Genomic DNA, 20,284 nt, shown 5'->3' with positions numbered 1-20,284 from the left:
CCCCCCGCCCGTGACGTCCGAATGCCGCCCCCCGCGCGCACCCCGCGTGTGACGATCGTCCGCACTCCCGCACCGTGAAAGGCACGTGACACCATGACAGTTGACCAGAGCACCAAGGAAAAGGCCCAGCTGCTGCGGCGGCTCGGCTCCGACACCGTCCTCGTGCTGCCGAACGCCTGGGACGCGGCCAGCGCCGCCGTGATCGCCGCCGCCGGCGCCCCGGTCGTCGCCACGACCAGCGGCGGCGTCGCCTGGTCCCTGGGCAGGGGGGACGGCGAGCAGGCCACCCGTGAGGAGATGCTCGCCGCCGCCGCGCGCATCGTCGCCGCCGTGGACGTCCCGGTGACCGTCGACATCGAGGGCGGTTACGGCGCGGCGCCGGCCGAGGTCGCGAGGACGGTCACCGAGGTGGTCGCGGCCGGCGCGGTCGGCGTCAACCTGGAGGACTCCAAGGCGCCGGGCGGACCGCTGTTCACCGCCGAGGAGCAGGCCGAACGGATCGCCGCCGCCCGCGCCGCCGCGACCGAGGCGGGACTGCCCGAGCTGGTGATCAACGCGCGCACCGACGTGTACCTGTTCGGCATCGGCGAGGAGTCCGGCCGCCTGGAGGACGTCCTCGCCCGCACCGCCGCCTACGCCGAGGCGGGCGCCGACGGCGTCTTCGTGCCCGGCCTGCTCGACCTGGCCGTCCTCGGCGAGCTGTCCTCCCGCTCCCCGCTGCCGGTCAACGCCATGGCCGGCCCCGGCGGCCCGAGCGTGGCCGAGCTGGCCAAGGCGGGCGTACGCCGCGTCAGCGTCGGCACGGGCGCGGCCCAGGCCGCCTACCGGGTGGCCCGCGACGCCACCCTGGAACTGCTCGACACCGGCACGTACGGCGCGCTGGACGCGTCCCTGGACTTCGGCCAGATGAACGGCCTGTTCAGCAACTGACGGCCGGCGGGCCCGGGCACGGCCGGGCACGGCTGACGGTGGCGGAGCGGGTGGGGGCCGGTGACCGGCCCCCACCCCGCGCGGTCGTTCAGCGCTCGGCCGTCCAGCGGGCGACCACCCGGTCCAGCACGTCCAGCGGCAGCGACCCGTGCCCGAGCACCAGGTCGTGGAAGCCCCGCACGTCGAAGGCCGGCCCCAGATCGCGCGCGGCCCGCGAGCGCAGCCGCTGGATCTCCAGACGCCCCGTCATGTACGACAGAGCCTGCCCCGGCCACTCGATGTACCGGTCCGTCTCGTTGCCGATCTCGACCTCGGCGAGGACCGTGTGCTCGCGCAGGAAGCCCACCGCCTGCTCGCGGCTCCAGCCGAACTGGTGCAGCCCCGTGTCGACGACCAGCCGGGCGGCCCGCAGCGAGTCCATCGCGAGCATGCCCAGCCGCGCCAACGGCCCTGAGTACAGGCCCATCTCGTCGGCGAGGCGCTCCGCGTACAGCCCCCAGCCCTCGATGTAGGCGTTGATCCAGGCGATCCGCCGCAGCCGGGGCAGACCGGTGAGGTCCTGCGCGAGGGACAGCTGCACATGGTGGCCGGGCACGGCCTCGTGGAAGGCGGTGGCCTCCGCCAGCACCCGCGAGCGCTCCGTCACGCGCTCGGTGTTGGCGTGGTACGTGCCCGGCCGCGAGCCGTCCAGCGCGGCCGGCATGTACCAGGCCTGCGGCGCACCCGGCACCTCCCGGCCGTCCAGCACGCACGGCACAGCCGGCAGCCGTCCGAACCGGCGGGGCGCGGCCAGCTCGGCCCGCGCGATCGCCGTACGGGCCGCGGACAGCATCTCCTCGTCGCCGCTCCAGCGCAGCCGGGCGTCGGAGCGCAGCCGCTCACGCACCCCGGCCGCGTCCAGCCCCGGGCCGAAAGCCTGCGCCCCGATCCGGACGTACTCCTCCTCCAGCCGGGCCAGCAGCTCCACACCGACGTCGTGCAGCTCCTTCGGGGCCCGGTCGGTGGTGGTGTGGACGCGGGCGAGCGTGGCGTAGTGCTCCTCGCCGTCGGGCAGGTGGCACAGCCCGGGCCGCTCCTGCGGACGCCCGTGCGGGGCCAGCTCGGTGTGCAGCACCTCCCGGTATGCGGCGAACGCGGGCCGGACCCGTTCGTCGATCAGCCGGTCCCGCTCGCCGTGGAACCGCGCGTCCAGCGGCACCGCCCGCAGCGGGTCACCGGCCGGGTCGGCGAGGTGGGCGTCGAGCCGCGCCACGGCCGTGCGGACCCGCTCGGCGACGGGCAGCCGCCCGGCGGCCAGACCCGCGCGGTGCCGGTCGGCGGCCGCCGCCAGATAGCCGGGCAGACCCGCCAGCCGCTCCAGATGCCCGCGTTCCTGCTCCGTTCCCGCCGGGCGCACCTCGGGTAGCGAACCGAGCAGCCGGCCGAGGGGGGAGTTCTGGTAGTCGGCGACGGTGTGCTCGACGAGCCGGGTCCCGAGCCGGTCGGCGACGGCCCGCGCCTGCTGCACGACCACGGCCCGGGTCACCTCCTCCCCGGCGTCCCGGACGGGGGCGCGCTCGGCCCGCGCGGCGAGCCGCAGCGCCCGCTCGCGCAGCGCGGCCTGAGCCTCCTCGGAGGGGTCGGCGAGCCGCCCGACGATCTCCGGGCACCCTTCGAGCGCGTCGTCGAGCGGATCCTCGGCGGCGATCAGGTCGACGGTCTCCTCGGCGAGGACGGTCACGGGGGTTGCGGGGTCGGTCATGCTGCCGGGTCTCCTGTCAGAGCGTGGGGACGGCTGGGTGCCGCGGTACCGGGGGGCTGTTCGTCGACGGTGGGATCGGCCTGCGACCGGGCGAACTGCCGCACCAGGGGCGGGAGTCCGTACTGACCGGCCACGTCGGTCCGCTCCAGCAGACCGCTGTCGACGAGGGTTTCGAGGAGGTCCTCGACGGGCTGACGGGCGCGCTCCAGGGAACGGGCGAGGGCGGTCACGGACTCGTGGGCGACCGTGTCGACGGACGGTGGCGTGTCCGCCGCCGCGAACTGCCGCAGCACCAGGCGCGCCCAGGGGCCGAGGCGGCGGTAGGCGTCGTCGTAGCGGTCGGTCAGGCTCTCGTCACCGGCCCGCAGCCGCCCGGACAGGCCCTCACCCGCGACGAGTTCGGCGACCCCCTCGGCCAGCAGCGCCTCCGGGCGGGCGGCCAGGCGGCGGGCGGCGAGGGTGAGGGCGAGGGGCAGGTCGCCGCAGGCCTCCGCGAGCAGCAGACCGGCCCGGGGGGCGCCGGCGAGCCGGTCCCGGCCGAGGACACCGCCGAGCAGCTCCATCGACTCGTCGCGCTCCAGCACCGGCAGTGCCAGCCGCCGCACGCCGTCCAGACCGAGCAGCCGGGAACGGGAGGTGAGCACGATCCGGCTCTCCGGGGTGGCCAGCAGCAGCTCCCGCACCTGCCGTTCCTGCCGCACGCCGTCGAACACCACCAGCAGCCGTCGCTCGCGCAGCACCGACCGGTACAGGCCGACGCGCTGCGCCGGGTCGTCGGGTATGTGCTCCGGCGCGATCCCGAGCGCCCGCAGCAGACCGCCCGCGATGCCCGGCGCGTCCTTGCGGCCGTCGGCGGCCGGATCGAGACAGACGTACAGCTGGCCGTCCGGCAGATCGGCCGCCAGCTCCCGCGCCAGGTGCAGCGCGAACGCCGACTTGCCGACGCCGGCCTGCCCGTGGACCAGCAGCGGCGGCTCGGCCCCGCCGCCGAGGGCCGTCGCGAACCGCGCCAGGCCGAGGTGCCGTCCCCGCCCCGCGAGCGCCCGCCCCTGCATCGGCAGCTGGGCCGGAGTGGGCAGCACGGCCCGCACGGCGGCGGCCCGCAACCGGTTCTCCTGCACCTGGTGCACGGCCTTGCCGGCCGGCCGCTCCTCCTCGCCCGCCGACCGCGCGGCCTCCCGCCAGTACCGCTCCCACACGGTGCGTTCCCCGCCGCACGCCTCCGCGAAGGCGAGCGCCACCTGAAGGGTCGGCAGCCGGTGCCCGGCCGCCGCGTCCGAGAGCACCGAGGCGGAGAACAGCGCCCGCTTCGCCAGCTCGCGGTAACTGGGGGAGCCCGCCGCGGCCCTCAGCCGGCGCAGCTCACGGGCGAAGACGGTGGCCGGTCCGGCGTCCTGGGCCAGCGGTTTCTCCGGTCTGCCCACGCTCATGCTCCTCGGGGTGCTCGGTGACGGGCTCACCACGGGTTCACCGCGATCCCCCCGCCGTCTCCTGCCTGCCCCACCACGGTCTTCCCGCCCGTTCCCGATCCCCTCCCGGACGAGTCCCGCGAGCACCCACCGCCGTCACCCCGCAGGCCCACGCCGCCGTCCGGGTCCCTTCCGGATGCTGTCGGATCCGCGGGCATGCGTGCCGCCCGGGACGGCACGGTGGGCGCGGGCCCGCCCGCTCAGCGCCGGGTGGCCGTCGCACCTCTGGTCACCGGTCCGGCGGCGCGCCCGGTCAGCGCCGGATGGCGCGTCCCACCCCTGGTCACGGATCCGGCGGCGCCGGATGGCGCGTCCCACCCCTGGTCACGGATCCGGCGGCGCCGGATGGCGTGCCCCATCCCCGTTCACCCTCCCGGCGGCGCCCGTCAGCCCGGGCCGCGCCCCGCACGGCGCACCAGCCCTCGGACCGACGGACGTGCCCCCGCCCCGCCCCGCCGCAGGCGAACTCCCGTGCCGGCCACCCGGACGTACACGCCGCCGCGGGCGAACTCCGGTGCCGGCCACCCGGACGTACACGCCGCCGCGGGCGAACTCCGGTGCCGGCCACCCGGAGGTACACGCCGCCGCGGGCGAACTCCGGTGCCGGCCACCCCGCCGTACAAGCCGCCGCCGGCGACCTGTCCACCCCCCGCGTACCAGCCGCTCACCGGCGACATTCGTCGCTCCCCGTACCGTTCCCCTAGCCGAGCGTTTATGATCCCGACGGCCCGCGTCCCGGTAAGGGGCGCCGGTCACCGGGGGCGGGGGGAGCCGATGGCAGTCATGGACGTGGGGAACAGCGAGAGCACGGCCGAGCGGAACGGGCCGACTCCCGCCGCGCGCGAAGCACCCGCTCAGCAGCTGTGCTTCCTGCTGCTCGGCCCGCTGGAGGGCTGGTGGGACGGCACCCGTCTCCGTCTCGGCGGAGCCATCCAGGAACGCGTCCTCGCGATGCTCCTGCTCGAACCCGGCCGTCTCGTCCCCGTCTCCCGGCTGGTCGAGGCCGCCTGGGAGGACAACCCCCCGGCCACCGCTGGGCACCAGGTCCGCAAGGCCGTAGCCGACCTGCGAAGACGCCTGCCCGGCGGCAGCGGCGTCATCGTCACCGACGGCCCCGGCTACCGCGCCGCCCTCACCGGCGCCCGCCTCGACCTGCTCGAGTTCGGCTCCCACCTGCGCGCCGCCGTCGGCGCCGAGGCGGCGGGCCGTCTCCCGGACGCCGTCCGAGAGCTGACCGCCGCGCTCGCCCTGTGGCGCGGGCCGGTGCTGGCCGGGACCGGCGGCGCCGTGATCGACGCGGCCGCCGCCGTCCTGGACGAGCGCCGTCTCACCGCCGCCGAACAGCTCTTCGCACTGCGGTTGACGCGCGGAGAGGGCAACGCCCTCGTCGCCGACCTGCGCGACCTCGTCGCCGCGCATCCGCTGCGCGAGACCCTGCGCGGCCAGCTGATGCACGCCCTGTACCGCTCGGGCCGGCAGGCGGAGGCACTGGAGGAGTACGGCCGGGTACGGGCCCTCCTCGTCGAGGAACTCGGCGTCGACCCCGGCCCGCAGCTGTCCAGGCTGTACGAGGACATCCTGCGCGACAGTCCGGAACTCCACCCGGTCCCGGCCCCGGTCCCCGCGCCCACCGCCCCGTCCGGAGACTCTGCAGAACCGTCACTGCAAACCGCTCCCGGCGGCCCGCACGCCACCCCCGAGGACGATTCCGCCTCCCTCCCGCCGGAGGCCCCCTGCACCCTTCCCTACGACCTCTCCGACTTCACCGGCCGCCGCAGCGAACTCACCCGGATCGTCGAGCTCGCCACCGCCCCCGTCGGCGTCTCCCGCGAGCACCGCGCCCGCATCGTCGCCATCGACGGCATGGGCGGCACCGGCAAGACCTCGCTCGCCGTGCGCGCCGCGCACCAGCTCGCCGCCGACTACCCGGACGGCCAGCTCCACCTCGACCTGCGCGGCTTCACCCCGGGCGAGGAGCCGATGCGCCCGGAGAGCGCGCTGGACGTACTGCTGCGCATGCTCGGCACCCCCGGCGAACGCATCCCGCAGGACCTGCAGAGCCGCGCCGCCCTGTGGCGCTCGTGCCTCGTCGGCCGCCGCGTGCTGCTCCTGCTGGACAACGCCGTCGACGCCGCCCAACTGCGCCCCCTGCTCACCCCCGCCCCCGGCTGCCTCGTCCTGATCACCAGCCGGGCCCGCCTGGTCGACCTGGACGGCGCCGCCTGGCTCTCCCTCGGCCTGCTGCCCCCGCAGGACAGCGCCGAGCTGGTCGCCGAGACCCTCGGCGCGGACCGGGTCGCCGCCGAGCCGGAGGCCGCCGCGGAACTCGCCGAGCGCTGCGGCCACCTGCCGCTCGCCCTGCGCATCGCCACCGCCCGGCTGCGCAACCGCCCCCGCTGGACGCTGGCCTATCTCGTCGACCGGCTGCGCGACGAGACCCGCCGGATGGTGGAACTCACCTCCGGCGAACGGGGCGTCGCCGCCACCCTGCGCCTGTCCTACCTGGCGATGACCGAACCGCACCGCACCGCGTTCCGGCTGCTGGCGATGCACCCCGGCGCCCGGATCGACCCGCACGCCGCGGCCGCCCTGCTCGGCCTGGACCTGTTCGACGCGGAGGACGTCCTGGAACACCTGCTGGACGTCCACCTGCTCCAGCAGCCCGACATAGGCCAGTACACCTTCCACGACCTGGTGCGCAGCTTCGCCCGTGAACTGCCCACCCCCGAGGAGGAGACCGCGGCCGTCACCGAACGCCTCCTCGGCTACTACGTCTCCGCCACCGAGTCCGCCTGCCAGGCCCTGTTCCCGGGCCGCAAACAGCACCCGACGGAACTCCCGCCCTACGACGGCGAACTCCCGCAGCTGACAGAGGCCGCCGCCCGCCGCTGGTTCACCCACGAACACGAGGGCCTGATCGCGGCCACCGCCCTGGCCCACGGCCTGGGCCTGGACCGACACGCCGCCGTCCTCGCCCGCAACCTCGTCTTCCACCTCAACGCCCGCGGCCACTTCACCGAGTACGCGGCGGTCGCCCGCACCGCGTCGGCCGCCGCCCGCCGCACCGGCGACCTGTGGCTGCTCAGCAGCGCCCTGTCCAACCTGGGCGTCGCCTGCTGGAAGCTGGGCCAGCTGGAGGAGGGCATCGAGACCGTCACCGAGGCCCGTGAGGTGGCGGTGACGTCGGGCAACCGGCACACCGAGGCGCACGCCGACAGCGTCCTGGGCATCCTGCACGCCACCCGCGCCGGTTACGAGCCCGCCCTCTTCCACCTGCGCCGTTCCCTGGACCTCGCCCGTGAACTGGGCGCCGAACGCAACCAGGCGGACGTCCTGTGCACCCTCAGCACGGTCTACGAGGAACAGGGCCGGCACGCCGAGGCCGCCGACGCCGCCCGGGAGGCCGCCGGGATCTCGCTGCGCCTCGGCTACCTCAACAACCAGGTGACGTCGCTGACCGACCTCGCGTTCGCCGAGGTCGGCCTCGGGGAGCACACCGCGGCCGGCGAGACGCTCGCGCGGGCCCGCGCCCTGTGCGACGAGCGCGTCCCGGCCGGTGACACGGCCCTGCTGCTCGCGCTGTCCGCCCGCGTCGCCCAGCTCCTCGGCGACCCGTCGACCGGCCACGGCCACGCCGTCCGCGCGCTCACCCTCGCCGCCGAGACCGACGCCCCGCTGCGGCGCGCCAAGACGCAGAACGTCGTCGCCCGCTTCCACTTCCACGCGGGCGACTTCGAGACCGCCCGCGCCCTGCACGAGCAGGCCCACCGCAGCGCGACGGCGGCCCGCCTGCGCGCGGAGGAGTGGCACGCCCTGTCCGGCCTGGCGGCGGCCGAACGGGAGCTGCACCACGCCTCGTCCGCCGCCCACGCCGCCGCGGCGCAGGAGCTCCTGACCCGGCTCGACCTGCACCGGTCCCCGGCGCAGCGCTGAGAACGCCGAACGCCCCGCCCGGTTCCCCGGGCGGGGCGTTCGCGTCCGCGAGGTGCGGTCACGGCTTCACGGTGTGCGGGCCGACGTCGCTGGCGACCACCTGGTGCCCCCCCGCCGGGACGTCCGTGAGGTCCCCCGCCGAGCCCAGTGCGAGCGCCAGGGCGAGTGCCGCGAAGATCCCGATCAGTCCCGCTGCCTTGCTGCGCATGTGCCCGTCCCCAGAGGTAGTTGGCGGTGGCGGCAGTGCCTCCCGCTCTCGACGGGGCCGATGTTTCCGACGACGGTTCCCGATCCGGTCCCCTCTCGTTCCCGCCCTCCCGGGGAACCCGCCGTTCCCCCTTCGCGACAGCCACCACCCCGCCCCCGCCCCCCACGGGGCCCGCCGCTCGAGGCGATCCGGCCCGGAGCGGGCCGCACCGACGCTCAGAGGCCGCCGTCCGCGCAGCCCGCGATGCGGGGGCCGTCCGGGGTGAGGACGGCGTCGGTGCGCAGCACGCCCCCCGCGAAACCGGCGAGGTCGAGCAGCTCCCGTACGCAGGAACGGATACGGGAGACCTCGTCGTCGGCCACACCCGTCCCCGACCCCTCGCGCACCACGTGCACCACGTGGTGCATCCCGCCCAGCGACAGCGTCTCCACCCGGTAGCGGGGCCCCACGAGGAGTTCCTCGACCAGATGCGGACCGACGGTGGCGGCCTTCGCCCACAGGGCGAGCGACTCCGCGTCCCGCACGAACGCGGGTCCGCCCCAACGGACGCCGTCGTAGCGGGACTTGATGACCACCGGCATGCCGAGCCGCTCGACCGCCGCCCGGGCGTGGCCCACGGTGGCGGCCTCCTCGGCCCGCACCGGTGCCCGGGTCCCGCCGAGCAGCAGCCGTCGCAGCGCCACGGGGTCCATCAGCCGTTCGGCGGCGGGGTCCCGCCACAGCACCCCGTCCCGCTCCCGCCGCACCCGCCGGACGACGGCCCGGACGTCGTCCCCGGCGCCGGGACCGCACAGGAGCTGCCCGATCCCGTAGCGCCGTACGAGCCCGCCGACCAGGGCGTGCAGGGTGCCGTCGGCGATCGCGGACGCTCCCGCCACGAACAACCGCTCCGTCCGGACCGCGTCCGGCAGCGGCTCATCGGGCCGCACCACCGCCCACAGGTCGAACCCGGCGGCCACCGCCGACCGCAGGAGCCCGCCCCCGGGCATCACCAACAGCATCCGTTCCGCAACGCTCGCCACGGCCTCCCTCTCCCGCCGATCCGCTCGAACGCCGCCACGCTCCCCCCGCACCTTCCCGTTCACCTCCCGCCCCGTTCCCCTCCCGCTCACGCAGAACACCCCCCGAGCCGTGTCACCACGGTTCGGGGGGTGTTGTCAGCGGTAGCGGAGGGATTTGAACCCTCGGTGACTTGCGCCACACTCGCTTTCGAGGCGAGCTCCTTCGGCCGCTCGGACACGCTACCGAGGGAGACCTTACAGGACGCCGCGGTGTGGTCGGAAATCGATTGTCAGCGGGAGCGGAAGAACTCGGTGAGCAGCCGGGCGCAGTCCTCGGCGAGGACGCCCTCGATCACCTCGGGGCGGTGGTTGAGCCGGCGGTCGCGGACGACGTCCCAGAGGGAGCCTGCCGCGCCCGCCTTGTCGTCGCGGGCGCCGTAGACGACCCGGTCGACGCGGGACTGGACGAGCGCGCCCGCGCACATCGTGCAGGGCTCCAGCGTCACGACGAGCGTGCAGCCGTTCAGCCGCCACTCGCCCAGCCGGGCGGCGGCCCGGCGGATGGCGAGCACCTCGGCGTGGGCCGTCGGATCGGAGTCGGCCTCCCGTTCGTTGTGGCCGGTCGCGAGCACGGTCGTGCCGTCGGCGGCCAGCACGACGGCGCCGACGGGGACGTCCCCGCCCCGGGCGGCCGCGTCCGCCTCGTCCAGGGCGAGCCGCATCGCGGCCCGCCAGGGGTCGCGGACGGGGTCGGCGGGAGGGTGCTCTTCGGTCGGCGGTGCGGTCAGCGGACGGTCTCCAGGGTCTCCGAGGCGCCCAGGGCCTCGGCGATCTCGGTGAGCGCGTCCTGGGACAGCGACTTCAGCTCCTTCTCGCCGACGCCGAGGTCGTCGAGGATGGCGGCGTCGCCGACCGGGCCGTGCGGCACGGCGTCGGCCGTCACCGCCTCGGCGTCGGCGTCGGCGTCGTCCTCGTCGTCCTCGCCGTCCTCGGTGCCGTCCAGGTCGAGGGCGTCCAGGTCGTCACCGGCCCCGGAGTCCCGGCCGAGCAGTTCGTCGGTGAGCAGGATCTCGCCGTAGGAACTGCGGGCGGCGGCGGCGGCATCGGAGACGTAGATACGAGGGTCGTCCTCGCCGTCGACGCGGACCACGCCGAACCACGAGTCCTCCTGCTCGATCAGCACGAGCACCGTGTCCTCGTCGGGAGAGGCTTCCCGGGCCAGGTCGGCCAGATCGGACAGGGTCTCCACATCGTCGAGCTCTGTGTCGCTCGCTTCCCACCCGTCTTCGGTGCGCGCGAGCAGTGCGGCGAAGTACACCGTGACTCTCCCACTGGTCATAGGCGTGCCGGTTGGGGGTCCCCCCGGCGGAGGTTACGGGCGGGGAGAGCTGCGCTCCGAGCCCCACCCACTCGGAATCGTGGCAGAAACAAGGCGTCCAGGGGACGTCTTCGGCTCCCTGTGTCCGGTGGTTTTGACCGCGGGTCCGTGCGGAAGCCCGCAACCAACTTCACCAGCGCACTCGTTGCCGCCACGTGCGGATCGTACGCGGCTTTCCGCCGCGCCCACGCACGCCCACCCCCCGCAACGCCCGCGAGATCGGCGATCTCCCGTGCGGGCAACGGGCGGGCGGCTACCAGCGGAAGGTGCGCATGCGCATCGCGTGTCGCAGCCGAGCGGTCTTGGCGCGGCGTGGCTGGACCCGGTCGCGCAGCTCGCGGGCCTCGGCCAGTTCGCGCAGGAACTGGGCGCGTCGCCGACGTCGCTCGGCTTCTGTCTCCGGCGGCTCGTCCGCGTCGGATGCCGCGCGGTCTGGCAGGTCAGGCATAGGTCCACCACCCCGGGTCCGTCCCCACCACCTTCCCTCCGGCGGGGGTTTGATGCCAGCGAACGGCCCCATCGCGGGTGCGGGGCTCCCTGTGCGCGCGGACGCCGGGGCCGGTCGGGCCCGGTTACTGTTGTGGACATGCGTCTCCACGTCGTCGACCACCCCCTGGTCGCCCACAAGCTCACCACGCTGCGCGACCGCCGCACCGACTCAGCGACCTTCCGCCGGCTCGCCGACGAGCTCGTCACCCTGCTCGCCTACGAGGCCACGCGTGACGTGCGCACCGAAACGGTGGACATCCACACCCCGGTCGCCTCGACGACGGGCGTCAAGCTGTCCCACCCGCGCCCCCTGGTCGTGCCGATCCTGCGCGCGGGCCTCGGCATGCTGGACGGCATGGTCCGTCTGCTGCCGACCGCCGAGGTGGGCTTCCTGGGCATGATCCGCAACGAGGAGACGCTCCAGGCCTCCACGTACGCCACTCGCATGCCGGAGGACCTCTCCGGCCGCCAGGTGTACGTCCTGGACCCGATGCTGGCCACCGGCGGCACCCTGGTCGCGGCGATCCGCGAACTCATCCACCGCGGTGCCGACGACGTCACCGCGGTGGTCCTGCTGGCCGCCCCCGAGGGCGTCGAGATCATGGAACGCGAACTCGCCGGAACCCCGGTCACCGTGGTCACGGCGGCGGTCGACGACCACCTCAACGAACAGGGTTACATCGTCCCCGGCCTCGGCGACGCCGGCGACCGCCTCTACGGGGCAGCCGAGTAAGGGGTCCTCGCACTGTGAGCGCCTGGGCCGCGCGGCCCGGTACCGCACCTCGCCGCGTTGCCGGAGAGTCCTGGTAGCTCCGCAGCTCCGTAGCTCCGCTGCAAGGACTCTCCGGCGCTTGCGATGCACGGCACCGGACCACGCGGCCTGATCAGGCGCTCATCGTGCAAGGGCCCCTAAGAGCTGCGAACGCGCCGCTGTGCCGTCAGCCCGCGGGCGCTCGCGGCGCGGTCCCGGTCCCCGCCGTCGCCCCCGCCGCTCGGACCGTGTGGCCGAGTCGCCGTCCCCGCTCCGCCGGCCGCGAGCCGTTGCCGGCTTCCCCCCGATCCGCGAGCGAGCTCCGTCCCCGCGATGAACCGCGGGCAGGGCTGCCGTCCGAGGAGGGGTACGGGAAACGCGTAGGCACGGGGCACCGCACCCAGCACGGATCGGCACGGATCGGCACGGATCGGCACAGGTGGGCGCGGTGGCGCGCGGTGACTGCCGGACTGCCGGGGTCCGCCCCGGGCGAGCGGGGTTACCTGCGCTCGCCCGCCGCGCAGGCGCTCGCGCTGGCCGCCGGCTGCGGAGCCGCCAGCGCCGTCAGGGACTTCGCCGCGGCCGCCTGGGGCGCCAGCGCCCGGAACCCGTTCCCGAGGATCAGATCGATCGCCGGCCCCTTGCGCGCGGCGTCCGTCCGTCGTTCCGCGGCGGGCAACTGGGTGGCCAGGACGGGCAGTGAGGTGTTCAGCGAGGCCGTGGGCCCGAGCAGCACGCCCGCGCCGACGACCTTCTTGTCGTACTCCTTGCCCGCGTTGCCCACCTGTCCGATGGCGAAGCCGCGCCTGCGCAGTTCGTCCGCCGTGGTCTTGGCGAGCCCGCCGCGCGTCGTGGCGTTGAAGACGTTGACGGTGATCTGCGCGGGCCGGGGGACGGCGACGGCCGGCGAGGCACTGGCCGCCGGGGCGGCCTTCGTCCGGCAGGAGGTGCCGGAGCCGGCCGCCGAGGCCGTGCCCCCGCCACCGGTGAAGACGTCGATGAGCTGCAGGACACCCCACCCGGCGACACCGAGCACGGCACCGCAGGCGACGACCATGACGACCAGTCGACCGCGCCGCCGGTGCGGGCGCATACGGGGGTACTTGTCCCCCGTGATGCGGTACTTGCCGCCCATGCCGGGGGGAGTCAGCATGCTCATGAGCGCAGCGTAGTGCGCCTGGGCGGCCGTGCCTACTAGATGATCATTCGACGGCGCACAGGAGAACCCGAAAGGGCCAACGGAGGGCCACCGGGGGTCGGAGGAGCGGCCCGGCTCAGTCGAGCTCGAGCACGCGCGCGTGCAGCACCTGGCGCTGTTGCAGCGCCGCCCGCACCGCGCGGTGCAGCCCGTCCTCCAGATAGAGGTCGCCCTGCCACTTCACGACGTGCGCGAAGAGGTCGCCGTAGAACGTCGAGTCCTCGGCGAGCAGTGTTTCCAGGTCGAGCTGCTGCTTGGTGGTCACCAGCTGATCGAGGCGGACCGGGCGCGGCGCGACGTCCGCCCACTGCCGGGTGCTTTCCCGGCCGTGGTCGGGGTACGGCCGGCCGTTTCCGATGCGCTTGAAGATCACACGGAAAGCCTACCGGTCCCGACGTTCCGGGCGCAGCCATGGAGGCGGAGTGTGCCGCTGCAAAAGACATGATGAACAGGTGCAAACGGGAACGACCGGCCCGCGGCGGCCCGCTCGTGCCCGGCGGCGGTGCCCCGACCGGCTCGCGCCCTTCGCCGGACGTCCGATGCGCTCGCGATCCGAAAGGCGGCGGCGCGTCGTCGGCGTGTCCGCCCCGCGGCCCGGCGTGTTGTTCCTCACGCGCCATCGTTGTGCACAGGCTGTGGACAGCGGTGCGGCGGGCGCGGCGCACCGCGTCACCCGTGCGCCGCACGGCGGGGGAGGCCGGCGGCCCGGCCTCCCCCGCCGTCGCGTCAGCGACGCCGGTCGCTCTTCGGGCGGGCGGCCGACTGCCCTGTCTCCGCTTCCGCCGCGTTCCCCTGCGGCTTCGGCGCACTGCGGGCGGCCTCCGCGCGCAGCAGGGCGCGCAGGACGGCGTAAGGATCTGCGGTCATGGTGGTCCGGTTCCTTGCGTGAGTGCTGAGGGACGGGGGAGAGGCGTCCGTCAGCAGCGCAGGACCACCGTGCGCAGTGCGTTCAGGGGCCGGGCCGGCCGGGGCGGCGCTGCCGGGGCCGCACCCGCCTCCGGTAGCGGCCGGCGTGCCGGGCGCGGGGGCGCGACGACGCGGTGGGCGCCGCCGGCCGGGGCGCGCAGGGCCGTGTCGACGGCGTCGTACTCGAAGCTCTCGGCGGAGACGACCGGGGGCGCGGCCGTCTCGGCGGGAGCGCCCGGCAGCAGCACGGCGAGCAGCAGCACGAGGACCCGAAGCCAGGTGCGGCTGCGCGGTCGACGTCCTGCGGTGCTCATGGGAGGTGATCTCCCCGCGACACGCGGAACGTTCAGCGCACCGAGCGGACAAACCGCCCGTTCGGCGTACATCTACCCCTTCGGGGGCCTCGCGGACTTCGCGGACCCGGCGGGCTTCGCGGCCTTCTGCGCCTTGGCCGCCGCCTTCATCTCCTGCTTGTGGGCACGCACCTTGGCCAAGGACTCGGGGCCGGTGATGTCGGCGACGGACCGGAAGGACCTCTCCTCGCCGTACGCACCGGCCGCCTCGCGCCACCCCGTGGGCGTGACGCCGAGCTGCTTGCCGAGCAGCGCGAGGAAGATCTGGGCCTTCTGCCTGCCGAAGCCGGGCAGCTCCTCCAGGCGCTTCAGCAGCTCCCCGCCGGTGCCGACACCGGCCCAGACGGTGCTCGCGTCGCCGTCGTAGTGCTCGACCAGGTACTGGCACAGCTGCTGGATGCGCTTGGCCATGGAGCCCGGGTAGCGGTGCACGGCGGGCTTCTCCGACAGCAGCGCCGCGAAGGCCTCCGGATCCCGCGCGGCGATCTCGTGCGCGTCCAGATCCTCCGCGCCGAGCCGGTCGGCGATCGTCCGGGGCCCCTTGAACGCCCACTCCATGGGCACTTGCTGGTCGAGCAGCATCCCGACCAGCGCGGCGAGCGGGGAGCGCCCGAGGAGTTCGTCCGCCTCGGGGTCCTGGGCCAGGTGAAGGGTGACGTCCATGTCCCGATCATCCCGCCTGCGGGGTCAGTCCGCCCGCCAGTACCCCAGCGCGTGCGTCCGCTCCTTGGGAGCGCCCAGTTCCTTGCGCACGTACGTGGCCAGCGCGCGCGTCGTGCGGGTGTCGCAGGCGATCCAGACGTACGGGTCCGGGGTGGCCCGCAGCGGCTCCGGCAGCTCGGACCGCACCCGCTCGACCAGTGCGGCCCCGCCGTCCGCGCGCGGCACGTGCCGTATCTCGTGGCGGGCCGGGTCGGCGCGGAAGGGCAGGCCGTCCCCACCGCCCTCGAACCAGACGGTGGCGGGGACCGGGCCCAGCGCGTCGAGCAGGGAGTTGATCGCGGGCAGCGAGGCGGGGTCGCCGACCACGAACAGGTGCGAGGGAGCGGGCGCCGGCTCCTCGAAACCGGTGCCCTGGACGGTCGCCTCGATCGTGTCCCCGGGCTTCGCCGCCCGCGCCCAGTCGCTGGCCGCGCCCTCGTGCAGGGCGAACTCCAGGGAGAACGTCCCGGCCGCCCGGTCGGGGTCGACCAGCGTGTACGCCCGCTGGTGCGGCTTGCCGGCGTTGGTGAACCACAGCCGGACCCACATCGTCGGATGGATCCCCGTCGCGGCGAGCAGCCCGCCGTCGGAGAGGTGCAGCCGTCGGTAGTGCGGTGTGATGTCCTCCGCCCCCGTGACGGTGAGCGTGAAGTCCTTCGCCCGCATCAACCTGAGGACCGCGCCCTCCCAGCCCCGCCCCTGCGCCATGGCCTCTTCACCTCTCGCGTACCCTGCTGCCCCGAATGATTAGGTAAGGCTAACCTAAAGCACAGTGCAGGCGCGGAGGGGCGACAGGGTGACCACCCAGAACGACACCGGGACCGACAGAGACACGCGGGGCGTCTACCGGGACGCCTGGGGCATTCCGCACCTGCGGGCCGGCACCGCCCGCGAACTCGCCCGGCTCCAGGGGCTGGTCACGGCCCGCGACCGCGCCTGGCAACTGGAGGTCGAACGCCACCGCGCCCGCGGCACCTCGGCGTCCTTCCTCGGCCCCGACGCCCTCCCCTGGGACCGCTTCGTGCGCCGCGCCCGCCTCGACGACACGGCCCGCCGCTGCTTCGCCACCCTGGAGGAGCGCGACCCGGAGAGCGCCGACTGGGTGCGCGCGTACGTCGACGGCGTCAACGAGGGCCTCGACGCCCTCCGCACGACCCTCGAGGGCCGCGGCGGAGGCCTCGACGGGGGCCACGGAGGCCTCGAGAGCAGGCAGGAAGGACCTGAGGGCCGCCACCACGAATGCCCCGAGGGCCGCGGTGGAGGCCTCGACGGGGTCCACGAAGGCCCCGAGAGCAGGCAGGAATGCCCCGACGGCCGCGGTGGAGGCCCCGAGGACAGGCGTGAAGGCCCCGACGGCCACCACGAAGGCCCCGACAGCAGGCCTCAGCCGGGCCTGGACGGCAGGCCCCAGCCGGGCCCCGACGCCGGGTCCCACCCTGGCTGCCCCGACGACAGCCTCGGCCACCGCCCCGGCGCCGGCCCCCACCCGGCGGCCGGCGCCGCCGACCTCCCGCCCGCGACCCCCGCCGCCGACCCCACTCCCTCGGCCCCCTCCGCCCCCACGGCCCCCGCGTCCCGGGTCGCCCCCGCGACCCCCGTCGCCCCCGAGTTCGCCCAGGTCGGTCTCGTCCCCGGTCGCTGGGAGCCCTGGACCCCGCTCGCCGTATGGCTCGCCACCCACATCCTCTTCGCCGGCTTCCCCGCCAAGCTGTGGCGCGAGGAGGCCGTCCGCCACCTCGGTCCCGAGGCCGTCGGCCTGTTCGCCACCGACGGCCCCGGGACGTCCGGCAGCAACGGCTGGCTGGTGAGCGGCGAACGGACCGTCACCGGACAGGCCGTCATCGCCGGCGACCCCCACCGCTTCATCGAGGACCCCGGCGTCTACCAGCAGATCCACCTCGCTTGCGACGAGTTCGACGTCGTCGGCCTCGCCGTCCCCGGGATCCCCGGCATCGCCCACTTCGGCCACACCGGCACCGTCGCCTGGGCCATCACCAACGCCATGGCCGACTACCAGGACCTCTACCGCGAACGGCTGCGCCGCACCGGCGCCGGTGTCGAGGCGCTCGGTCCGGACGGCACCTGGCGGCGGGTCGCCCGGCACACCGAACTCGTCCGGGTGGCGGGGGAGGAGACCGTGGAGGTGGAGGTCCTGGAGACCGAGCGCGGCCCGGTGATCGCGGGCGGCCCGGAGGGCCTCGACGACGGCACCCCGCTCGCCCTCGCCCTGCGCTACCCGCCCCGCGTCACCGGCGACCTGGGCTTCGGCGCCCTGCTCCCGCTCCTGCGCGCCCGCCGGGTCGCCGACGTCGACCGCGCGGTCGACCGCTGGGCCGAGCCGGTCAACGTCGTCCAGGCCGCCGACACCGAGGGCGGTCTGCTGCACCGGGTCGCGGGCCGGGTGCCGGTGCGCTCCGAGGCCAACCGCGTCCGTCTGGTCGACGCCTGGGAGCCCGGACACGAGTGGACCGGCTGGCACGAGCCGCCCCGCGCGGGACTGACCGACGGCGTCGCCGTCATGGCCAACCAGCGCGGCCCCGCCGCCCCGCTCGGCGTCGAGTTCGCCCCGCCCCACCGCGCCGACCGCATCCGCGCCCTGCTCGACGGACGCCGGCACTGGTCCGCCGCCGACATGCCCGCCGTCCACACGGACACCCATCTCGCCTCCGCCGCCCCCCTGCTGGACCACCTGGCGGCCCTCGACGACCTCACCGACCCGGCGGCCGGCCTGCGCGAACGCCTGCTGCGCTGGAACCGCCGCATGGACGCCGACAGCCAGGAGGCCGCCGTCTTCGCCGCGCTGCGCAGTGCCGTCGTCCGCCGCCTCGCCGCCCACCCCGTCTTCGCCGCCCTCACCACCGCGCCCGCCTACCCCGAGGTCCTCCAGCCCTGGCTGGCGCTCGTCCCGCGCATCGGCTTCGCCCTCGAACACCTCCTGCGGGCCGAGGAGTTGTACGGCATCGACCGTCCCGCGCTGGTCCGGGAGGCCGTCGAGGAGGCCGCCGGGCAACCGGCCGCCCGCTGGGGCGACACCCACCGGCTGGCCCCCTGGCGGGCCCTGCCCGACCCCTCGTACCGGGCGCCGGAGCTCTCCGGCGACCACGACTGCGTCCTGTGCACCTCGGCCGTCCCCGGCTGGACCGACCTCGCGGCCCGGGGGCCCGCCGCCCGCTACGTGTGGGACCTGGCCCGCCGCGAGGACAGCCGCTGGGTCGTCCCGCACGGCGCCTCCGGCCTGCCCGACAGCCCCCACCACCACGACCAGCTGCCCCTGTGGCTCACGGGCGAGCTGGCCCCGGTCGTCACCGACTGGACGCACCTGACGAAGGAGAGCGATGTCTGACCCGTACGTGCACGAGCAGAAGGTCGAGGGGTTCGGCACCGTCGCCCTGCGCCCCCTGGACGCCGAGGGCGACGCCGACGTCGTCCACGGGTGGGTGAGCCAGGAGAGGGCCGCGTTCTGGGGCATGACCGGCCTGACGCGCGACCAGGTCGCCGAGGTCTACGCCCACATGGCCGGCCTCGACACCCACCACGCCTACCTGACCGAACTGGACGGCACCCCGGTGGCCCTGCTCCAGACGTACGAGCCCGCCGAGGACCGGGTCGGCGAGTGCTACCCGGTCGAGGACGGCGACATCGGCGTCCACCTGCTCCTCGCCCCGGCCGGCGTCCAGGGCGCACGGAGCGGCTGGTCCTCCGCCCTGATGACCGTCCTCGCGACGTACGTGCTGCTCCGCCTGGACCGGCGCCGGGTCGTGGTCGACCCCGACGTGCGCAACGAGAAGGCCGTCTCCCGTTTCCTGCGCCAGGGCTTCGAGCCGGGCCCGGTCGTCACCCTGCCCGAGATCGACCTGCCCGACGTGTACCTGCCGGAGAAGCGGGCCCAACTGGCCTTCCTGAGTCGGCGGGTAGCCTTCCCCGGGTGACCCCCCACGGCCCGCTCACCCCCGCAGACCTCGTCGCCCACTACGGGCTGGAGCCGATCCCCCGCGAGGGCGGACTGTTCCACCGCACCTGGGCCGGGCCGGAGGGGGCCGACGGCCGCCCCGCCGGCTCCGCGATCGTCGCCCTGCTCACCGCGGACGACTTCTCCGCCCTGCACCGCCTGCCCACCGACGAGGTCTGGCACTTCTACCTCGGTGACCCCCTGGAGCTGCTGCTCCTCGCCCCCGACGGCACCTCGCGCACGGCCGTCCTCGGCCCGGACGTGCTCGGCGGACAGCAGCCGCAGCTCACCGTCCCCGCGCGCACCTGGATGGGCGCGCGGGTGGCCGCGGGCGGCGCCTGGACCTTCTTCGGCTGCACCATGGCCCCCGGCTTCACCTACGGGGACTACGAACACGGCGACGCGGCCGACCTCACGGCGCGCCACCCGGACCGCGCCGCCCTGATCAGGGAACTCTGCCGTCCATGACGACGGGTTTGTTGGCGGGCCAGGTGGCCCTGATCACGGGTGCGAGCGGCGGACTCGGCCGCGCCATCGCGCTGCGCTTCGCCGAAGAGGGCGCGGCGGTGGCCCTGCACTGCCGTACGGCGGCCGAGGCGGCCCGCGAGGTCGCCGGCCGGGTGGTCGGGGCGGGCGGCCGGGCGGTCGTCCTGCGGGCCGACCTGACGCGCCCCGAGGAGTGCGCGCGGCTCGTGCGCGAGGCCGCCGAGTGGGGTGGAGGCCGGCTGACGGCCCTGGTCAACAACGCGGGCGTCCAGCCCGTGCAGTCACTGGAGTCGATGACGGCCCAGGACTGGCGGACCGTCGTCGACACCAACCTGACCAGCGTCTTCGCCTGCACCCAGGCCGCCGCCCAGGTCATGCGGGAGAGCCGGGACGGCGGCACGGTGACGCACATCGCCTCGGTGGAGGCACGCCTGCCCGCACCCGGCCACGCCCACTACTCCGCCTCCAAGGCGGCGGTCGTGATGCACGCCCGCGCCGCCGCGCAGGAGTACGGCCCGTACGGCATCCGCGTCAACACCGTCTCCCCCGGCCTGATCGAACGGGACGGCCTGGCCGAGGCGTGGCCCGAGGGGGTGCGGCGGTGGCGGGAGGCGGTGGCGGTCGGCCGGCTGGGCCGCCCCGGGGACGTCGGCGACGCCTGCGTCTTCCTCGCCTCCCCGCTGGCCTCCTGGATCACCGGCCACGACCTGGTGGTGGACGGCGGGGTCTCGGCACGGCCGACGTGGTGAGCAGGACGGGTCCGCCGTCCGTATCTGTCCTTCGAGCACAC

20 protein-coding genes and 1 tRNA gene are annotated in these 20,284 nt (G+C 75.2%); 7 read left to right on the top strand and 14 right to left on the bottom strand.

What is annotated here, in order from left to right; all coding sequences use genetic code 11:
• Positions 1 to 93: 93 nt before the first annotated feature.
• A complete protein-coding gene (locus ACZ4YY_RS08735; RefSeq protein ID WP_468285480.1) occupies positions 94 to 930 on the top strand; it encodes an isocitrate lyase/PEP mutase family protein in 837 nt (278 codons plus the stop codon).
• Positions 931 to 1,018: 88 nt separating this feature from the next.
• Here ACZ4YY_RS08735 and ACZ4YY_RS08730 read toward each other — a convergent pair whose 3' ends face one another.
• Positions 1,019 to 2,671 carry a DUF885 domain-containing protein gene (locus ACZ4YY_RS08730; RefSeq protein ID WP_468285478.1) on the bottom strand — a complete coding sequence of 551 codons (1,653 nt, stop codon included), beginning with the start codon at positions 2,669 to 2,671 and terminating at the stop codon, positions 1,019 to 1,021.
• A complete protein-coding gene (locus ACZ4YY_RS08725; protein ID WP_468285475.1) occupies positions 2,668 to 4,101 on the bottom strand; it encodes an NB-ARC domain-containing protein in 1,434 nt (477 codons plus the stop codon). Before ACZ4YY_RS08725 ends, ACZ4YY_RS08730 begins: the two co-directional genes overlap by 4 nt.
• 813 nt (positions 4,102 to 4,914) lie before the next feature.
• On the opposite strand from ACZ4YY_RS08725, the gene ACZ4YY_RS08720 reads away from it, so the two are divergent.
• Positions 4,915 to 8,073: an AfsR/SARP family transcriptional regulator gene (locus tag ACZ4YY_RS08720; RefSeq protein WP_468285472.1), complete on the top strand. Its 3,159-nt coding sequence runs from the start codon at positions 4,915 to 4,917 to the stop codon at positions 8,071 to 8,073.
• Between the two features lie 58 nt (positions 8,074 to 8,131).
• Here the strand turns inward: ACZ4YY_RS08720 and ACZ4YY_RS08715 are convergent, their stop codons facing one another.
• From ACZ4YY_RS08715 to ACZ4YY_RS08690, 6 genes are all read right to left on the bottom strand, one after another.
• Positions 8,132 to 8,281: a hypothetical protein gene (locus ACZ4YY_RS08715; protein ID WP_468285469.1), complete on the bottom strand. Its 150-nt coding sequence runs from the start codon at positions 8,279 to 8,281 to the stop codon at positions 8,132 to 8,134.
• 215 nt (positions 8,282 to 8,496) lie between these two features.
• Positions 8,497 to 9,303, bottom strand: coding sequence for an ATP-grasp domain-containing protein (locus tag ACZ4YY_RS08710; protein ID WP_468285466.1), 807 nt, complete (start codon positions 9,301 to 9,303; stop codon positions 8,497 to 8,499).
• A gap of 139 nt (positions 9,304 to 9,442) precedes the next feature.
• A tRNA-Ser gene (locus ACZ4YY_RS08705) sits at positions 9,443 to 9,527 on the bottom strand.
• Between the two features lie 45 nt (positions 9,528 to 9,572).
• Positions 9,573 to 10,004 carry a tRNA adenosine(34) deaminase TadA gene (tadA, locus tag ACZ4YY_RS08700; protein WP_468285463.1) on the bottom strand — a complete coding sequence of 144 codons (432 nt, stop codon included), beginning with the start codon at positions 10,002 to 10,004 and terminating at the stop codon, positions 9,573 to 9,575.
• A 62-nt stretch (positions 10,005 to 10,066) separates the two neighbouring features.
• Positions 10,067 to 10,600, bottom strand: coding sequence for a tRNA adenosine deaminase-associated protein (locus ACZ4YY_RS08695; RefSeq protein ID WP_468286545.1), 534 nt, complete (start codon positions 10,598 to 10,600; stop codon positions 10,067 to 10,069).
• 313 nt (positions 10,601 to 10,913) lie between these two features.
• Complete coding sequence (locus tag ACZ4YY_RS08690) at positions 10,914 to 11,108, bottom strand: hypothetical protein (protein WP_468285460.1); 195 nt, start codon at positions 11,106 to 11,108, stop codon at positions 10,914 to 10,916.
• 138 nt (positions 11,109 to 11,246) lie between these two features.
• On the opposite strand from ACZ4YY_RS08690, the gene upp reads away from it, so the two are divergent.
• Positions 11,247 to 11,882 carry a uracil phosphoribosyltransferase gene (gene upp / locus ACZ4YY_RS08685; protein ID WP_468285457.1) on the top strand — a complete coding sequence of 212 codons (636 nt, stop codon included), beginning with the start codon at positions 11,247 to 11,249 and terminating at the stop codon, positions 11,880 to 11,882.
• Positions 11,883 to 12,399: 517 nt separating this feature from the next.
• On the opposite strand, the gene ACZ4YY_RS08680 is transcribed toward upp, so the two are convergent.
• The 6 genes from ACZ4YY_RS08680 to ACZ4YY_RS08655 form a co-directional block, all read right to left on the bottom strand.
• On the bottom strand, positions 12,400 to 13,035 hold the full coding sequence (locus ACZ4YY_RS08680) for a LytR C-terminal domain-containing protein (RefSeq protein WP_468286542.1): 636 nt from the start codon (positions 13,033 to 13,035) through the stop codon (positions 12,400 to 12,402).
• A gap of 139 nt (positions 13,036 to 13,174) precedes the next feature.
• Positions 13,175 to 13,471, bottom strand: a complete 297-nt coding sequence (locus ACZ4YY_RS08675; protein ID WP_004943146.1) for a type II toxin-antitoxin system VapB family antitoxin — start codon at positions 13,469 to 13,471, stop codon at positions 13,175 to 13,177.
• A 353-nt stretch (positions 13,472 to 13,824) separates the two neighbouring features.
• Positions 13,825 to 13,965, bottom strand: a complete 141-nt coding sequence (locus ACZ4YY_RS08670; protein ID WP_468285455.1) for a hypothetical protein — start codon at positions 13,963 to 13,965, stop codon at positions 13,825 to 13,827.
• A gap of 50 nt (positions 13,966 to 14,015) precedes the next feature.
• Entirely contained in the window at positions 14,016 to 14,318 is a 303-nt protein-coding gene (locus ACZ4YY_RS08665) for a hypothetical protein (protein WP_468285453.1), read from the bottom strand.
• A gap of 72 nt (positions 14,319 to 14,390) precedes the next feature.
• The gene (locus ACZ4YY_RS08660; protein WP_468285450.1) at positions 14,391 to 15,020 is read right to left on the bottom strand and encodes an HhH-GPD-type base excision DNA repair protein; all 630 of its coding nucleotides are present in this window, start codon (positions 15,018 to 15,020) and stop codon (positions 14,391 to 14,393) included.
• A gap of 24 nt (positions 15,021 to 15,044) precedes the next feature.
• On the bottom strand, positions 15,045 to 15,767 hold the full coding sequence (locus ACZ4YY_RS08655; RefSeq protein WP_468285448.1) for a siderophore-interacting protein: 723 nt from the start codon (positions 15,765 to 15,767) through the stop codon (positions 15,045 to 15,047).
• Between the two features lie 88 nt (positions 15,768 to 15,855).
• Between ACZ4YY_RS08655 and ACZ4YY_RS08650 the strand changes: the two genes are divergently transcribed.
• The 4 genes from ACZ4YY_RS08650 to ACZ4YY_RS08635 are packed head-to-tail and all read left to right on the top strand — an operon-like array spanning position 15,856 to position 20,243.
• On the top strand, positions 15,856 to 18,402 hold the full coding sequence (locus ACZ4YY_RS08650; RefSeq protein WP_468285445.1) for a penicillin acylase family protein: 2,547 nt from the start codon (positions 15,856 to 15,858) through the stop codon (positions 18,400 to 18,402).
• Positions 18,395 to 18,988, top strand: a complete 594-nt coding sequence (locus ACZ4YY_RS08645) for a GNAT family N-acetyltransferase (protein WP_468285442.1) — start codon at positions 18,395 to 18,397, stop codon at positions 18,986 to 18,988. Before ACZ4YY_RS08650 ends, ACZ4YY_RS08645 begins: the two co-directional genes overlap by 8 nt.
• Positions 18,985 to 19,476 carry a cupin domain-containing protein gene (locus tag ACZ4YY_RS08640; RefSeq protein ID WP_468285440.1) on the top strand — a complete coding sequence of 164 codons (492 nt, stop codon included), beginning with the start codon at positions 18,985 to 18,987 and terminating at the stop codon, positions 19,474 to 19,476. Before ACZ4YY_RS08645 ends, ACZ4YY_RS08640 begins: the two co-directional genes overlap by 4 nt.
• Positions 19,473 to 20,243, top strand: a complete 771-nt coding sequence (locus ACZ4YY_RS08635; protein WP_468285437.1) for an SDR family NAD(P)-dependent oxidoreductase — start codon at positions 19,473 to 19,475, stop codon at positions 20,241 to 20,243. Before ACZ4YY_RS08640 ends, ACZ4YY_RS08635 begins: the two co-directional genes overlap by 4 nt.
• Positions 20,244 to 20,284: the final 41 nt, after the last annotated feature.

It is taken from the genome of Streptomyces sp. NPDC030143 (genome assembly GCF_055573695.1).
This window is presented reverse-complemented; position numbering and strand designations above follow the sequence as displayed.

Coding starts and splice junctions, on each gene's coding strand:
- ACZ4YY_RS08735 (WP_468285480.1), top strand. CDS start 94: ATGACAGTTGACCAGAGCACCAAGGAAAAGGCCCAGCTGCTGCGGCGG.
- ACZ4YY_RS08730 (WP_468285478.1), bottom strand. CDS start 2,671: ATGACCGACCCCGCAACCCCCGTGACCGTCCTCGCCGAGGAGACCGTC.
- ACZ4YY_RS08725 (WP_468285475.1), bottom strand. CDS start 4,101: ATGAGCGTGGGCAGACCGGAGAAACCGCTGGCCCAGGACGCCGGACCG.
- ACZ4YY_RS08720 (WP_468285472.1), top strand. CDS start 4,915: ATGGCAGTCATGGACGTGGGGAACAGCGAGAGCACGGCCGAGCGGAAC.
- ACZ4YY_RS08715 (WP_468285469.1), bottom strand. CDS start 8,281: ATGCGCAGCAAGGCAGCGGGACTGATCGGGATCTTCGCGGCACTCGCC.
- tadA (WP_468285463.1), bottom strand. CDS start 10,004: ATGCGGCTCGCCCTGGACGAGGCGGACGCGGCCGCCCGGGGCGGGGAC.
- ACZ4YY_RS08690 (WP_468285460.1), bottom strand. CDS start 11,108: ATGCCTGACCTGCCAGACCGCGCGGCATCCGACGCGGACGAGCCGCCG.
- upp (WP_468285457.1), top strand. CDS start 11,247: ATGCGTCTCCACGTCGTCGACCACCCCCTGGTCGCCCACAAGCTCACC.
- ACZ4YY_RS08680 (WP_468286542.1), bottom strand. CDS start 13,035: ATGGGCGGCAAGTACCGCATCACGGGGGACAAGTACCCCCGTATGCGC.
- ACZ4YY_RS08670 (WP_468285455.1), bottom strand. CDS start 13,965: ATGACCGCAGATCCTTACGCCGTCCTGCGCGCCCTGCTGCGCGCGGAG.
- ACZ4YY_RS08665 (WP_468285453.1), bottom strand. CDS start 14,318: ATGAGCACCGCAGGACGTCGACCGCGCAGCCGCACCTGGCTTCGGGTC.
- ACZ4YY_RS08660 (WP_468285450.1), bottom strand. CDS start 15,020: ATGGACGTCACCCTTCACCTGGCCCAGGACCCCGAGGCGGACGAACTC.
- ACZ4YY_RS08655 (WP_468285448.1), bottom strand. CDS start 15,767: ATGGCGCAGGGGCGGGGCTGGGAGGGCGCGGTCCTCAGGTTGATGCGG.
- ACZ4YY_RS08645 (WP_468285442.1), top strand. CDS start 18,395: ATGTCTGACCCGTACGTGCACGAGCAGAAGGTCGAGGGGTTCGGCACC.
- ACZ4YY_RS08635 (WP_468285437.1), top strand. CDS start 19,473: ATGACGACGGGTTTGTTGGCGGGCCAGGTGGCCCTGATCACGGGTGCG.